This window comes from Hoeflea sp. EC-HK425, from assembly GCF_902498795.1.
Classification (GTDB): Bacteria; Pseudomonadota; Alphaproteobacteria; order Rhizobiales; family Rhizobiaceae; genus Hoeflea; species Hoeflea alexandrii.
Genome location: NZ_LR701572.1, coordinates 697,838 through 712,694, shown reverse-complemented (window position 1 = coordinate 712,694; position 14,857 = coordinate 697,838). Strand labels below are relative to the sequence as shown.

Below are 14,857 nucleotides of genomic sequence, written 5' to 3'. Positions count from 1 at the left end.
TGCGCCTACCCGGCCAACGCGGCCAGGCTCGCGCGGATCGCCGTTTCGTCGATATCATGCAGCCCGATGACCACCAGCCTGGTCTGGCGCGCTTCCCCGCCACCCCACGGCCGGTCGAAATGCGTGTCGATGCGGCTGCCGACCGCCTGCACCACCATCCGCATCGGCTTGCTGGGAATGTCCGCGAAGCCCTTGAGCCGGAGAATGTCGTGGCTGACGATCAGCGTCTTCAGCCCATCCATGAAGCCCGCGGCGTCGCCGACTGGTCCAAGTTCGACCACGAAGCTTTCAAATTCATCGTGATCATGATCATGCTCATGGCCATCTTCATGGTGAAGCTCGTGATGCGACTTGCGGTTGGCAATATCGTCCTCGGTTCCGACCCCGAGGCCGAGCAGCACTTCCGGCGCAACTTCGCCCTGACGCGCTTCGACAAAGACCGGCTTGCGCGACATGTGTCCAAGTATTCCGGCGCGAACCCCCTCGAGATCGCCGGCGCTGATCAGGTCTGCCTTGTTGAGGATGATCAGGTCGGCGGCGGTCAACTGGTCCTCGAAAAGCTCCTCGAGCGGGCTTTCGTGATCAAGCCCCTCGTCCGCCAGACGTTGCGCGTCGAGCTTGTCATGGTCATGGGCAAAACGTCCCGCTGCAACGGCGGCGCTGTCAACCACGGTGACAACCCCGTCCACGGTCACCTGCGTCTTGATGCCGGGCCAGTTGAAGGCCGCGACCAGCGGCTGCGGCAGCGCCAGGCCGGAGGTCTCGATGACGATGTGATCGGGCCGGTCCTTGCGCGCCAGCAGTTTCTCCATGGTCGGAATGAAGTCGTCTGCCACCGTGCAGCAGATGCAGCCATTGTTGAGCTCGACGATGTCGTCCTCGCTGCACACCTCGTCGCCGCAGCCCTTCAGAACATCACCATCGACGCCGAGATCGCCGAACTCGTTGATGATCAGCGCGATCCGCTTGCCCTTGGCGTTGGCCAGCATGTGACGGATCAGCGTGGTCTTGCCGGCCCCGAGGAAACCGGTGATCACCGTGGCGGGAATTTTCGAACCATTCAACATCGGGTCAACCCTTCATCTTGAGCGGCAGGCCGGCGGCGACGAAATAGACTTCGTCGGCGAGGCTTGCGATTGTCTGGTGAAGCCGTCCGGCATGGTCGCGAAACGTCCGCGCCATGGCATTGTCGGGCACGATGCCCAGGCCGACTTCATTGGAAACGAACACAACCGGTCCCGTGAGCCCCGGCAGCGCCTTGGCGAGATTGGCAAAGGCGGCGTCAATGTCATGGTCGCCGAGCATCAGGTTTGTCACCCAGAGCGACAGGCAGTCGACCAGCACCGGCCGGTCCGGCCGCGCCTGGGCTTCAAGCGTCCCGGTGAGATCGACCGGCGTCTCGATCGTCTCCCAACCCTTTCCGCGCCGATCCTGGTGGGCTTCGATACGCACGCGCATCTCATCGTCCCAGGCCTGGCCGGTGGCCAGATAGAGCCGCGAGCTCGCCTCCGCCTCCAGCATGTGTTCTGCGAAGGCGGATTTGCCCGACCGGGCACCGCCCAGCACCAGCGTTACCGGCCGAAGCCCGGCTGTCATGCCGTCTGCTCCTCGTCCACACGCGAAAGGAAGTGACCGAGCAGGCCGCCAAGCAGCAGCCAGAAGAACAGCGTTGTCGCAAGTGAAGCGGCGGCATAGGCAGAGGCGATATAGGCCGGAACATTGCTCGTCAGATCTTCCGGAACCGGCGACCCCCAGAGATGCGGCGCGACGATGATCGCAAGTCCCAGAATCTTCAGGGGCCATTCCGGCCGCATCGCGATGCACCACAAGCCCGCAGCCGAGGCCGCGATCGTGATCACCCACCACCCCTGGCGGTCGCCGAGGTCGGCATAGGGGAAACCAGGCACCGCCGGCGGCAGGCTCATCGCTGGCGCAAGCTGGACACAGAACCATGCAGCGGCACCAAACAGCAGCCCTCGCGTGACCCCTGCCGTGCCGGTCGGGAATTCGACGCCCAGAAGCAGTGCCACCGCGGCCAGCATCAGCGCGAAACCGGCGCCGGCGACAAGATTGGCGACGATCGTGTCACCGAGCCGTCCGAAGCCGAACATCGACTGGTCCGCACCATGGTCATGCGCCGCCTCATCCGAGGCGGCGGCATCGCCATGATGATGCCCGGCCCCGCCGTTCTCATAGGCTTCGGCCTGCATGATCAGCGGAATCGTCTTGACATATTGAGCGGGCGTCATCGCCATACCAGCAATGAGCCCGGCGGCGAGAGCCGCCAGGAGCAACCTGACAATCATGAGATCAATCCCTTAGTGGCAGGGAAAGCCGTAGGAATGCCTTGTGTCGTGCGCCGCGTCGTGCAGCGCCTGCGAGTTGGCAAGCCCAACCCCGAACACCAGTATCGAGCCGACAACGAGTGCCATCAACCCGGCAACAGCGCGCGCGCCGATGCGGTCGGTGAGTGAAAGCGAAGCAGTTTTAACAGCCATGACAACCTCCGTGAATGGCTTCGGGAGCATACCTCTCCCAAAGGTCCGGCTCTCAACCGGTGCGAATGGCAGGTCTCCTGGCTCGCGGGTCCAGCACGATGTTTCCATCGCGCAACGGCAAATGCCCACCTTCCCGGCGCGTCTGGCGGTCATGAAAGCGGGACGATTCGTAGAAAAAGAGGCGTCCACGCCGGTTGATCATGCCGCCACGCCAGTGGCCAGCCCGGTCCGGAGTTTCGGATTTGCGGAAAACACCATTGTCCCCCGTCATCCGGGCCTCCCGGGCCGGTGACATTTGCCTTGCCGCTCTACAGTCGCGGGGTCGGCTGCGATAAAGATGCCCGGATTGGGTCCATCCCGTCGCATTCCCTTTTGATCCGGAAAACCAGGTTGGTTTTCTGGAACCATTCGAGGCTTAACTGATAGGGGCGGCGCGCCTGACTGTCAATCGCAGCCGCGTCCTGGATCGTCCCCTCAGCGACGGATCTGCACCGAGGCCTGCATCAGCCGCTCGAAGCCGACAAGCCGGTCAAGTTCTTCGGCGATTTCATCCAGCGCCGCATCGACATCGACCCTGAAACTGGTCTGGCCTCCGCGAATGCCGAACTCGGCCAGCAGCCTGGCACGATAGGCATCCGCCCCGAACAATCCATGCAGATAGGTTCCCGACACCTTGCCGTCAGCAGAGACGGCTCCGTCTGGGCGCCCATCGAGAGTGGTCATAGGGCGAACGCAATCCGGCCCGCGGCTGATGCCCAGATGGATCTCGTAGCCTTCGAGCGGCAAGTCCCATTCCGCCGAACGCGCGGCGATGTTGCGCACGGTCTTTTCGGGCGCCATCACGGTCTCGATGTCGAGCAGGCCAAGCCCCTCGGCGACAGGCGCGCCCCCTTCAATCCCCAGGGGATCGCTCACAGTCCGACCCAGCATCTGGTAGCCCCCGCAGATGCCTATGATCCGCCCGCCGCGCCGGTGATGCGCCCGCAGATCCTCATCCCAGCCCTGCCGGCGGAAATCGGCGAGATCGGAAATCGTCGACTTCGAGCCCGGCAGGATCACCAGTCCGGCATCCCCGGGCAGGCGTTCGCCAGGGCGGACAAACACCAGATCCACCTCCGGCTCGGCTCTGAGCGGATCGAAATCATCGAAGTTCGCAATCCGGGAAAGCACGGGTATCGCAATCTTGAGTCCGCCCGCCCGTCCCTGGACCAGCCGTTCGAGTGCTACCGAATCCTCGGCTGGCAGCCGGTTTGCCGCCTTGAGCCAGGGAACGACACCCAGGCAGGACCAGCCGGTGAAACCCTCGATGGCTGAGATGCCATCGTCGAACAGGCTGACATCGCCGCGAAACTTGTTGATCAGGTAGCCTGAGATCGTCGACCGGTCCTCGTCGGGCAGGATCGTGTGCGTGCCGACAATCGATGCGATCACCCCGCCTCGGTCAATGTCGCCCACCAGCACGACCGGCACTCCGGCCAATGTCGCAAATCCCATGTTGGCTATGTCGCCGGAACGCAGGTTGATTTCCGCGGGAGACCCCGCGCCCTCGACCAGCACAAGGTCTGCCTGATCTGCGATCCGGCTGAAACTGTCCATCACAGCAGCCATCAGCTGGGGCTTGAGTTTCTGGTAATCGCGCCCCCGGGCATGGCCAAAAACCTTGCCCTGAACAACCACCTGCGATCCGGTCTCCGACTGCGGCTTGAGCAGCACCGGGTTCATGTGCACGCTGGCCGGAACCCGGCAGGCCAGCGCCTGCAGCCATTGCGCCCGCCCGATTTCGCCGCCGTCGTCGGCCACAGCGGCATTGTTGGACATGTTCTGTGGTTTGAAAGGCATCACCTTCAGTCCGCGATTGGCCGCCAGCCGGCAGAAGCCCGCCACCAGGACTGTCTTGCCGACATCCGACCCTGTTCCCTGAAACATCAACGCCCTTGTCATGGAGCCGTCGATAGCACTGCGGAAGGCGGATCAAAAGGCCTTTTGCCAGTTGCCTTTTCACCTTCGATTTACTGTCATTTCACACAGGCCGGATTTTCTTTGAGCGACATCTGAATTGCGACATGCGGTGACGGGAACAATGCATCCCGGCAGCCATGATAGGCATAGAGCAGCGTCAGATGGTTCACGCCATGAACCGCAGGGAAACCAAAGGCTGGAAGGACACCACCATGCTGTACGTATTCAATAACGCCGACACCGTCCAGATCGCCTGGAACAACGTGCTGCCGGTCCAGAAGACCAACGAAAAACGCCGTTTCGGCGGTCTGAGGAATTTCGTCCGCACCCTCTCTGCAGGCTGAGCGGACTGCGCGGACACCGCGCTGGAGCGATTGAAACAGATCTGGGCCGGGCGGCACACGCCCGGCCTTTTCTTTACCGGTCCACTGATCTGATCGAAGCGCAATAGCGAAGGCCGCCGGGACCTTGCGATCCCGACGGCCTGCCAAAATACACTGGCGACCTCACAAAAACGCGCGAGGTTCGCGACATCCCGGTACGCAATACCTGATCCGGGATGGTCGGCGGTTGTCCCCCGCCGTGCGAACAGGTTTAACCCGGACATCGTTACCGGAGAGTTATTGAAACCCTAAGCATTGGTGAATCCGGCAATTTATTTGAACTGGCCGGAGCGGACAGCGTGACCTGCCCGCATCTGCGGCGCCAATGACGAATTCTCAAAGCTACGGTTGATTTCTGCTGCCAAGTCCTTACCCTGAAAAACGGTAATTCAAACGACCGCCCGCCCGCGACAGAGTTCCGCGGGCACTTTTGCGTCGGTTGAGGTCGCTTCTTGCGTCTTGATGACGCTTGGATTGGTCGTGACGGCCATGATGTGACATGCCTTCAATTCCATCGGCTCCCGGTAAAAAGCAGTGACCGGGCCTGTCGAGCTTTGGAACAACCACTGCACCAAATAAGACTGGGAGGTCTTACATATGAAGAAGCTTCTCGCTTCCACCGTCCTTGCCGCTGGCCTCATGGGCTTTGCTGGCGTTGCTCAGGCTGCATCTCATGGCGAATGCGGCCGTGTGACCGTGGCCAACATGAACTGGGCATCCGCCGAAGTTCTCGCCAACATCGACAACGTGATCCTCACTGAAGGTTACGGTTGTGACGTAGAGCTCGTTCCGGGCGACACCATGCCGACACTGACCTCGATGATGGAAAAGGGTGAGCCTGACGTCGCCCCCGAAGCCTGGATCAACGCGGTCCGCGAGCCGCTCGACAAGGCTGTAGAGGAAGGCCGCCTGGTCTATGCAGCGGAATCGCTGTCGGATGGCGGCGTTGAAGGCTGGTGGATCCCCAAATACATCGCTGACGCCAACCCCGACATCAAGACCATTGATGACGCGCTTGCCCGTCCCGATCTCTTCCCGGCTCCGGAAGACGCCTCCAAGGGCGCCGTCTACAACTGCCCGTCGGGATGGAACTGCCAGATCACAACCGCCAACTTCTTCCGCGCACACGACGCCGAGGAAAAAGGCTTTGTCCTGGTTGACTCCGGTTCGGCAGCAGGCCTCGATGGCTCGATCGCCAACGCCTACGGCAAGGAAGAAGGATGGCTCGGTTACTACTGGGCACCGACCGCCATTCTCGGCAACTATCCGATGACCCTGCTCGGCTTCAACGCCGAATTCGACAAGGACGCATGGGACAGCTGCATTGTCGACGCCGAATGCCCCGATCCAGAAAAGAACGCCTGGCCCAAGTCGGAAGTCTACACGGTGGTGACCGACGACTTTGCCAAGCGTGCTGGTCCTGCGATCGATTATCTCAAGAGCCGCGCCTGGTCCAACGAGACCGTCAACTCGCTGCTGGCCTGGAAGGACAAGAACCAGGCAACAGGTGAAGACACCGCCTACTACTTCCTGGAAAACCGGGAAGACATCTGGGGCAAGTGGGTTTCGCCTGAAGTGGCGGAAAAGATCAAGGCAGCCCTTTGATCCTTTGAATATCCAAGGGGCGGTTTCAGACCGCCCCTTCCTTTTCCGGCCACGCGCGCGCCGGCAAGACCAATGAAAAGAAATGACAGGGGGTGGGCCAATGGAATGGCTGACTGAGTTTCCCGACCTGGGAACAAGTACCTTGCGCAACATACGCCTGACGGTGGATGGCGCATTTCGCGATTTTACCCGTGCGTATGGAGAGTCGATCGAACTGCTGTTTGAACCGGTCAAATGGTTTCTGATCAATTCCGAGAATTTCATGACCGACATGCCCTGGCCGCTGATCCTCGGCATCGTTGCCGTTCTGGTCTGGATTGCCAGCCGTTCCTGGAAGATCACGCTGAGCTCGGTCGTCGTGCTCATCGTCATCGGTCTGTTCGGCATGTGGGAAGACACCATGAAGACGATCGCGATGACCTTCGTGGCAACCGTCCTGGCCATCATTTTCGGCATACCGATCGGCATTGGAATGTCGCGTTCGAACCGCGTTCAGAGCGTCGTCAACCCCATTCTCGACATCATGCAGACCATGCCGAGTTTCGTCTATCTCATCCCGGTGATCATGCTCTTCGGAATCGGCAAGGTTCCAGGCCTGATCGCCGTTATCATCTATGCCATCCCGCCGATTATCCGTCTGACCAATCTGGGCATTCGCCTGGTCGACAAGGATGTGCTTGAAGCCGCCGACGCCTTTGGCTCATCGAGCTGGCAGCGGCTCAAGAATGTCCAGATGCCGCTGGCTCTGCCGACCATCATGGCCGGCATCAACCAGACCATCATGATGGCGCTCGCCATGGTCGTCGTCGCCTCGATGGTTGGCGTTCAAGGTCTGGGCCAGCAGGTGCTCCGGGCCATCAACAACCAGTACTTCACACTCGGTGTCCTCAACGGTCTCGCGATCGTCGGCGTTGCCATCATCTTCGACCGTGCCAGCCAGGCCTATGGCCAGCGGCTTCAGCGCCATACGGAGGTGGTCCATGGCTGAGCAACACACCGGGATCGGCATCTCGATCAAGAATCTCTACAAGATTTTCGGATCGAATCCGGAAGCCTACATCGATGCCGTCAAGAGCGGCATGACGAAGACCGAGCTCAACGAGAAGCACAATCATGTCCTCGGTCTCAAGGACATCAACATCGACATGCCCGGCGGCAGCATCCAGGTCGTCATGGGCCTGTCGGGCTCGGGCAAGTCGACACTGATCCGCCACATCAACCGGCTGATCGATCCGACAGCCGGCGAGGTCATCGTCGGCGACGAGGATGTGGTCAAGATGAACGAGACGGAACTGCGCGAGTTCCGCCGCCACCGGACCGCCATGGTGTTCCAGAAGTTTGCGCTTCTGCCGCATCGCACGGTGCTCGAGAACACGGTATACGGCCTGGAAATCCAGGGCGTCCCGCGTGAGGAACAGGAAAAGCATGCCCGCCGCTGGATCTCCCGCGTCGGCCTCGATGGCTTCGAGGACAACTATCCCAACCAGCTGTCCGGCGGCATGCAGCAGCGCGTCGGCCTTGCCCGCGCGCTGACCAATGACGCGCCGATCCTGTTGATGGACGAGGCCTTCTCGGCCCTCGACCCGCTGATCCGCATGGACATGCAGTCTGTTCTGCTCGATCTGCAGAAGGAAATCCGGAAGACCGTGGTCTTCATCACCCATGATCTGGACGAAGCGCTTCGCCTGGGCGACCGGATTGCCATCCTGCGCGATGGCGAAGTGGTGCAGCAGGGCACCAAGCAGGAAATCGTGCTGCGTCCGGCAGACGAGTACATCTCGAGCTTCGTCCGTGAGGTCAATCGCGGCCGGGTGATCTCTGTCGACATGGTCATGACCCCGCTTTCGGGCGAGCCCCAGGGCATGCCGATCAGGTCCGGCACGGTGCTGGAAGTTTCTGCCAAGAAAATGACCGACAGCAATGCCTCCTTTGCCCATGTCACAGACGCTGATGGCAAGCCGATCGGCGCCCTGGACATCCAGGAAGTCATCTCGGCCATGGTCACGCCGGTCGATCACGAGACCGCCGCCTGAGCACCAAACGCCTTTCTGGCAGACGACGGCGCAAAGACTTGAACCCGCAGGCAGACAAGTGCCTGCGGGTTTTTCGTTTCAGGAGGCACGGGTCTATTGCAATGACATAAAGATATCTTTATACGATATGCAACTTTACAGGAGATCTGAATGTCCGCTTCCAACCCGCTTGCCGACCTGCTGTCCGAAAAAGGCGTGCTGCTCGCCGACGGCGCCACCGGAACCAACCTGTTTGCCATGGGACTGGAATCCGGCGAAGCGCCCGAGTTGTGGCTGGAATCGGCACCGGAGAAGATCACCAAGCTGCATCAGGATTTCGTTGATGCCGGGTCCGACATCATCCTTACCAACAGTTTCGGCGGCACCCGCAACCGCCTCAAGCTTCACCACGCCGACGACCGGGTCTTTGCCCTCAACAAGAAGGCGGCCGAGATCGCCCGCGCTGTCGCCGACAAGGCGCCGCGCAAGGTCATCGTCGCCGGCTCAGTCGGCCCGACCGGTGATCTGCTGGTGCCCTTGGGTGCCATGACCTACGAATCCGCGGTCGAATCCTTCGTCGAGCAGATTGAGGGGCTGAAAGCCGGGGGTATCGACATCGTCTGGATCGAAACCATGTCGGCCAGGGACGAGATCCGCGCGGCCGCGGAAGCCGCCGTGCGCTGCGGCCTGCCCTACGTCTATACCGGCTCCTTCGACACCGCCGGCAAGACCATGATGGGTGTCCATCCGCGCGATATCCATTCCATCGCCAGCGATATCGGCGAAGGCCCTGTTGCCGTCGGCGCCAATTGCGGTGTCGGCGCATCCGACATCCTGTCGTCGCTGCTCGACATGACCGCTGCCAATCCGGAAGCCATCGTTGTGGTCAAGGGCAATTGCGGCATCCCGGAATTCAAGGGCACCGAGATCCATTACTCCGGCACGCCGCCACTGATGGCCGACTACGCCCGGCTGGCAGTGGATGCCGGCGCGCGCATCATCGGCGGTTGCTGCGGCACCTCCTGTGACCACCTGCGCGCCATGCGCGAAGCCGTCGACAGCCACATCAAGGCCCAGCGCCCGACGGTGGACACCATCGTCGACCGCATCGGCCCGATGCGCAACACGGTCGCCACCGACAATCCCGCGCCCACCCGCGAACGCCGCGGCCGCCGGGGCTGATTCCCAAGGCCGTTCCGGCGCAGGAAGAAACCGGTTTTGTTTCCGGAAGTGTGAATTGCAACAGGATAGAGCTTCTCCAGCGCTTCTGGCCTCACCGGAAATGCCTTAGCCGCCGAATGCCGCCATATGAAACCGCACCTGGTCGGCGCTGAAGCGATGCTTTCGCCCCACGGGACACGCATCCCGCGCCTGGCAGCCCACGTCCATGCAGGTGCTCAACCCTGCTTCGGAAGCCAGAGACCTTCGGCAATCCGCGGCGGCAAACCCGCTTCCGGTGAAGGCGTTTACCGGGCAGGCAGAAAGGCAAGGCTTCTCCGCGCATCCCTCGCAGGGATGCATAGCCACCGGTGGACCGCTCGGTGCCCGGTTACCCAGCCGCTCAAGCGCAAACTCATCCATGAGCATCGCCCCGCGATAGCCGTGCCAAAGCCCGAATTCGGGATGAACGAGCATGCCCAGCGGCGACGCCTTTAGCCCTTCGGCGGCCATCGCCCATTGCTGGAACGGATACCACGGCCGATCCGAAGGATAGACGGCCTCGCAGCCGAGCGTTGCCGTAACCGGATCGATCACCGCCCGGGACCAACTGTCTAGCGGCTCGGAGAGCCCCGGGTGGTTCTGCCACCATGCCTTGAAGACCGGCCAGAAACCGCCGCCGAAATGGCCGACCAGACAGATGGCTCGGGCGGATGCTCCATCTGACAGCAATGGTGCCAAGCCCGGTTCGGTCACAAACCACCCGCGCGGCACAAGACCGCTCGGCTCCAACGCCGCCGCAATGGCGGAGACCGGGTCAGCGTCAGCCACCAGTCCCCCCATCCTTGAACGCAGATCGCCAGACCTCCTTGTGAATGAGGCTGGCAACCTTGTCCTGTCCGCCTGTCTCCCTGGCTTTAGCGGGCTGTGTTCAGGTGAAAGCGTCGGGCATCGATTCCTTGCGGCCGGTGATATAGGCCAGCAGCGCCTCGTCGATCGCGGGATCGAGCTCTGGCGCCACGTAGCCGTCAAGCCATGAGCGGCACAGCGCCCGGGCACGTTCCTCGATGCGCTTTTCGCCTTCAGCGAGCCACTGCTCGTAGGAATTGTTGTCGGCCAGCGACGAACGGTAGAACGCCTGCTGGAAATTGGCCTGGGTATGGGCGCAGCCGAGATAGTGGTTGCCGGGCCCGACTTCGGCAATGGCGTCCATAGCCTGGCCGGTTTCCGAAAGGTCGACGCCTTCAGCGAACCGTTGCTGCATGCCGAGCTGGTCGACATCGATCATGAACTTCTCGTAGGAGGAGACAAGTCCGCCCTCGAGCCATCCGGCAGAATGCAGCGCAAAATTGGTGCCTGCCAGAAGCGTCATGTTCAGCGTCGATGCGCTCTCGTGTGCTGCCTGTGCGTCCGGCACCTTCGAGCCGCACAGCGATCCGCCGGTGCGGAACGGGATCTTCAGGCGTCGCGCCAGCTGTGCTGCCCCATAGGACACCAGCGCAGGCTCCGGCGTGCCGAATGTGGGCGCTCCCGACTGCATCGAGATCGAGGCGGCAAACGTGCCGAACAGAACCGGCGCGCCGGGACGAATCAACTGAGTGAACGCAGCTCCCGCCAGCACTTCGGCCAGGATCTGCGTCAGCGTACCCGCCACCGTCACCGGGCTCATCGCGCCGGCGAGAATGAACGGCGAGACCACGCAAGCCTGATTATTGCGCGCATAGACCTTCAGTGCGCCAAGCATGGTCTCGTCAAACACCATCGGCGAGTTGGCGTTGATCAGGTTGAGGGTCACGCAGTTCTGGTCGACAAACTCCGCGCCGAACAGGATCTTGCACATCTCGATCGTGTCTTCAGCCCGCTCCGGCGCGGTCACCGAGCCCATGAACGGCTTGTCGCTGTACTTCATGTGGCTGTATACCATGTCGAAATGGCGCTTGTTGACGGGCACGTCGACCGGCTCGCAGACCGTACCGCCCGAATGGTGCAGGGCCGGCGCCATGTAGGCGAGCTTCACGAAATTGCGAAAATCCTCGATCGTGGCATAACGCCGCTCGCCATCGAGATCGCGCACGAAGGGCGGGCCGTAAACCGGGGCGAACACGGTGGCCTTGCCGCCGATCTGCACCGAACGCGCCGGATTGCGGGCATGCTGGGTGAACACCTCCGGTGCTGTCTTGAGCAATTCGCGGCACAGTCCCTTGGGAAAGCGCACCCGCTCGCCCTTGATGTCGGCGCCTGCCTCGCGCCACAGCGCAATGGCTTCTGCGTCATCACGGAACTCGATGCCGATTTCCTCGAGCACGGTGTCGGCATTGCGCTCGATCAGGCTAAGTCCTTCCTCGTCCAGCACTTCGTAGTTGCCGAGCTTTCGCAGAATGAACGGCATCGACTGACCGGGGCCGCCGCCCGATCGTTGCGCACGCCGCGCTGCAGCGCCCCTGCCGCGCCGTCCGCCACCCGCCTCGGGTGCTGCATCTTGAACCAGTTCAGGGGTGGAGAGCGTATCTGGATGAGCCATCGAATGCCTGCTTGTTTTTGAACGGCGCACCATCACGCCGGTTATCCCATGCTAGCCAAAACCATGCCCGGCACATTCCTCAAAGCGCCAAGCCTTGGCGCAGCAGGAATATCGGGCGCACAACGGAATACCGCGGAAACGGCATCCCGTCGCTTTTTCCGATATGCGCGTCGCTTTCAAGGAACTTTTTGCAAACAATCACCTATATCGCTATGCACGATGGGTCCGGTGCGTCGAACCACCTGACAGGTGCATTCAAGGGAGAATCCGATGTCTGACGAAGAAATCATCCTGTCCGAACTCTCTGATGATGAACTTGTCCAGCAGATGCATGACGATCTGTATGACGGGCTCAAGGAAGAAATCGAGGAAGGCACCAACATCCTGCTCGGTCGCGGCTGGACTCCTTACGACGTCCTCACCGAGGCTCTCGTTGAAGGCATGCGCATTGTCGGCGAAGATTTTCGCGACGGCATCCTTTTCGTTCCGGAAGTGCTGATGAGCGCCAACGCGATGAAGGCCGGCATGTTCATCCTGCGCCCGCTGCTCGTGGAAACCGGCGCTCCCAAGCTCGGCAAGATGGTCATTGGCACCGTCAAGGGCGACATTCACGACATCGGCAAGAACCTTGTCGGCATGATGATGGAAGGCGCAGGCTTCGATGTTATCGACCTGGGCATCAACAACCCGGTGGAAAACTACATCGAGGCCATCGAGCGCGAACAGCCCGACATTCTCGGCATGTCCGCCCTGCTGACCACCACCATGCCCTACATGAAGGTCGTCATCGACACCATGAAGGAAAAGGGTATCCGCGACGATTTCATCGTTCTGGTCGGCGGCGCGCCACTCAACGAGGAGTTCGGCAAGGCCGTTGGTGCCGATGCCTATTGCCGCGATGCCGCTGTCGCGGTGGAAACAGCCAAGGAACTGATCAAGCGCCGGCACAACCGGCTTGCGGCAGGCGCCTAAACGCGCTCTGCCTCAGGCTCTGGACAAATGAAGCGGTGAACTGGCGGATCGCATTGCCTGGCTTGAACTGGCGGATCGCATTGCCTGGCTGAAGCCGGCGAGACGAGTGCACGTCCGTTCACCGCATGTGGCACGCTCCGTCCCGCACGACTTGTCCATGCCGCATCCGAAGCTTAGGTTCGGGCCGAATTGCCGGGAACTTCGATCCCCGGACACCTTGGCGCGCCGGTTCTGCAACAGCCAGTTGGGTGGCGGCTCCTTGCCCAGGCGAAAGGCACCATCATGACCGGACATACCGAATCAGACCGAAGCCCCAATGATCCAGGCACCCCGCAAGGCAAACGGGTACGGGTCATCGCCTGTGGCATGATTGGCCGCGAAGTCCTGGCGGTCAACCGGCAGCTCGGTCAAGACCATGTCGACCTCAAATGCATCGATGCCAATTATCATCATTATCCGGATCGCATCGCACCGGCGGTTGATCAGGCCATCCGCAAGGCGCGCGAGGAAGGGTTCGAACACATTTTCATCGGTTATGCCGACTGCGGAACCGGCGGCGAACTCGACAAGGTGTGCGAAAGCCATGGGGTCGAGCGGATCGAAGGCCCCCATTGCTTCTCGTTCTATGTCGGCAACCAGGCCTTTGAAGAGGCTGGCGATGACATGATAACAACCTTCTTCATCACCGATTTTCTCGCCCGGCATTTCGAGACATTCCTGGTCCGTCCGCTCGGGCTGGACCGCTTCCCGGAGCTGCGCGACACCTATTTCGCCCATTACGAGCGGGCGCTCTATCTGGCCCAGACCGATGATCCTGAGCTTGACGCAAAGGCGCGCGCCGCCGCTGAACGGCTGGGCTTGCGGTTCGAACGGCGCTTTACCGGCTATGGCGATCTTGAGAAGGCCCTTGCCCCGCTATGATCGCAAAGGCTTCCGGGCCTGCCCGAATTGCCAATGAAAAATATTCGGTATGCGCTGCCATTGAGATGTTTGTTGCCACAATTTTTAAGCAATCCATGCTTATATGAAATGCATCGTCATCCAGGGTTTTCCCAGTGAGTCACCAGTCCGCCGCCGCAACCGTTCCCGCCATCGCCGCAAGCTCGCACAAGCATCCTGAAAAGCTGTCCGAACTGCTTGAACGACTGGCCCGCGACGCCGGTGAACGCGTGAGCATGCGCGAAATCGCCACTGCACTCGATGACCGCTCTTTCGGGGCCTTCCTTCTGGTCTTTGCCGTTCCCAATCTGATTCCACTGCCGCCGGGCGCGACCATGGTCCTCGGCCTGCCGATGGTGTTTGTCGCCTGGCAGATGGTGATGGGGTACCACAAGGTCTGGCTGCCCCGCGCACTTGCCGACTACACCGTAGACCGGGCCACGTTCCAGCGCATGGTGACAAAGGTTTCGCCCTGGCTTCGGGGTGCCGAAAACTGGGTCCGGCCACGCAACTGGCCTCTGGGCGGCGCGATCCGCGAACGGCTGTTCGGCATCTTTGCCCTGCTTCTGGCGGTCACTTGCGTCTTGCCGATTCCCTTCGGCAACTGGTTGCCGGCCTTTGCCGTCGCCATCCTCGGCGTCGCCCACACCGAGCGTGACGGCAATTGCCTGGCTCTGGGTGTCCTTGCCGGTTTGATCTCGTTTGCTGTTGCCGGTTTTGTCGTTACAGCCACCGGCGCGTTTCTGCTGCACATATTCTGAGATCGGGTTTCCGGGCTATGGCCCGTGATCCGCGCAGCCATCAGAATTG

At 61.4% G+C, this 14,857-nt stretch carries 15 protein-coding genes and 1 riboswitch; of the genes, 8 read left to right on the top strand and 7 right to left on the bottom strand.

The annotated features are described in order from the left end of the window. Positions 1-5: 5 nt before the first annotated feature. The 5 genes from cobW to SPHINGO391_RS06105 form a co-directional block, all read right to left on the bottom strand. A complete protein-coding gene (gene cobW / locus SPHINGO391_RS06125; RefSeq protein WP_193217411.1) occupies positions 6-1,064 on the bottom strand; it encodes a cobalamin biosynthesis protein CobW in 1,059 nt (352 codons plus the stop codon). Positions 1,065-1,071: 7 nt separating this feature from the next. After that, entirely contained in the window at positions 1,072-1,596 is a 525-nt protein-coding gene (cobU, locus tag SPHINGO391_RS06120) for a bifunctional adenosylcobinamide kinase/adenosylcobinamide-phosphate guanylyltransferase (RefSeq protein ID WP_152007995.1), read from the bottom strand. Next, entirely contained in the window at positions 1,593-2,306 is a 714-nt protein-coding gene (locus SPHINGO391_RS06115; RefSeq protein WP_152007994.1) for a CbtA family protein, read from the bottom strand. Before SPHINGO391_RS06115 ends, cobU begins: the two co-directional genes overlap by 4 nt. Before the next feature lie 12 nt (positions 2,307-2,318). Beyond that, positions 2,319-2,498 carry a CbtB-domain containing protein gene (locus SPHINGO391_RS06110; protein ID WP_152007993.1) on the bottom strand — a complete coding sequence of 60 codons (180 nt, stop codon included), beginning with the start codon at positions 2,496-2,498 and terminating at the stop codon, positions 2,319-2,321. 49 nt (positions 2,499-2,547) lie between these two features. Beyond that, a riboswitch (cobalamin riboswitch) is annotated at positions 2,548-2,922 on the bottom strand. A gap of 50 nt (positions 2,923-2,972) precedes the next feature. Beyond that, a complete protein-coding gene (locus SPHINGO391_RS06105; RefSeq protein ID WP_152007992.1) occupies positions 2,973-4,439 on the bottom strand; it encodes a cobyric acid synthase in 1,467 nt (488 codons plus the stop codon). 191 nt (positions 4,440-4,630) lie between these two features. Here SPHINGO391_RS06105 and SPHINGO391_RS06100 point away from each other — a divergent pair, with 191 nt between their 5' ends. The 5 genes from SPHINGO391_RS06100 to bmt all read left to right on the top strand — a co-directional run bounded on the left by SPHINGO391_RS06100 (position 4,631) and on the right by bmt (position 9,639). Then, on the top strand, positions 4,631-4,801 hold the full coding sequence (locus SPHINGO391_RS06100; RefSeq protein ID WP_193217207.1) for a hypothetical protein: 171 nt from the start codon (positions 4,631-4,633) through the stop codon (positions 4,799-4,801). A gap of 636 nt (positions 4,802-5,437) precedes the next feature. Further along, the gene (locus SPHINGO391_RS06095) at positions 5,438-6,445 is read left to right on the top strand and encodes an ABC transporter substrate-binding protein (RefSeq protein ID WP_152007991.1); all 1,008 of its coding nucleotides are present in this window, start codon (positions 5,438-5,440) and stop codon (positions 6,443-6,445) included. Between the two features lie 100 nt (positions 6,446-6,545). Then, complete coding sequence (locus tag SPHINGO391_RS06090) at positions 6,546-7,433, top strand: proline/glycine betaine ABC transporter permease (protein ID WP_152007990.1); 888 nt, start codon at positions 6,546-6,548, stop codon at positions 7,431-7,433. Next, positions 7,426-8,478 (top strand): glycine betaine/L-proline ABC transporter ATP-binding protein, encoded by a 1,053-nt coding sequence (locus tag SPHINGO391_RS06085; protein ID WP_152007989.1) that lies wholly within the window; start codon positions 7,426-7,428, stop codon positions 8,476-8,478. The genes SPHINGO391_RS06090 and SPHINGO391_RS06085 overlap by 8 nt, the downstream gene beginning before the upstream one ends. Before the next feature lie 150 nt (positions 8,479-8,628). Continuing rightward, complete coding sequence (gene bmt / locus SPHINGO391_RS06080) at positions 8,629-9,639, top strand: betaine--homocysteine S-methyltransferase (RefSeq protein ID WP_152007988.1); 1,011 nt, start codon at positions 8,629-8,631, stop codon at positions 9,637-9,639. A 105-nt stretch (positions 9,640-9,744) separates the two neighbouring features. Here the strand turns inward: bmt and SPHINGO391_RS06075 are convergent, their stop codons facing one another. Together SPHINGO391_RS06075 and SPHINGO391_RS06070 are read right to left on the bottom strand one after the other, a co-directional pair. Next, a complete protein-coding gene (locus tag SPHINGO391_RS06075; protein WP_343200290.1) occupies positions 9,745-10,446 on the bottom strand; it encodes a ferredoxin in 702 nt (233 codons plus the stop codon). A gap of 100 nt (positions 10,447-10,546) precedes the next feature. Beyond that, positions 10,547-12,136, bottom strand: a complete 1,590-nt coding sequence (locus SPHINGO391_RS06070; RefSeq protein ID WP_152007986.1) for a trimethylamine methyltransferase family protein — start codon at positions 12,134-12,136, stop codon at positions 10,547-10,549. A 270-nt stretch (positions 12,137-12,406) separates the two neighbouring features. Between SPHINGO391_RS06070 and SPHINGO391_RS06065 the strand changes: the two genes are divergently transcribed. The 3 genes from SPHINGO391_RS06065 to SPHINGO391_RS06055 all read left to right on the top strand — a co-directional run bounded on the left by SPHINGO391_RS06065 (position 12,407) and on the right by SPHINGO391_RS06055 (position 14,808). After that, complete coding sequence (locus tag SPHINGO391_RS06065; protein ID WP_152007985.1) at positions 12,407-13,108, top strand: B12-binding domain-containing protein; 702 nt, start codon at positions 12,407-12,409, stop codon at positions 13,106-13,108. 282 nt (positions 13,109-13,390) lie between these two features. Then, the gene (locus SPHINGO391_RS06060; protein WP_152007984.1) at positions 13,391-14,029 is read left to right on the top strand and encodes a DUF1638 domain-containing protein; all 639 of its coding nucleotides are present in this window, start codon (positions 13,391-13,393) and stop codon (positions 14,027-14,029) included. Positions 14,030-14,163: 134 nt separating this feature from the next. Next, entirely contained in the window at positions 14,164-14,808 is a 645-nt protein-coding gene (locus tag SPHINGO391_RS06055) for an exopolysaccharide biosynthesis protein (protein ID WP_152007983.1), read from the top strand. Positions 14,809-14,857: the final 49 nt, after the last annotated feature.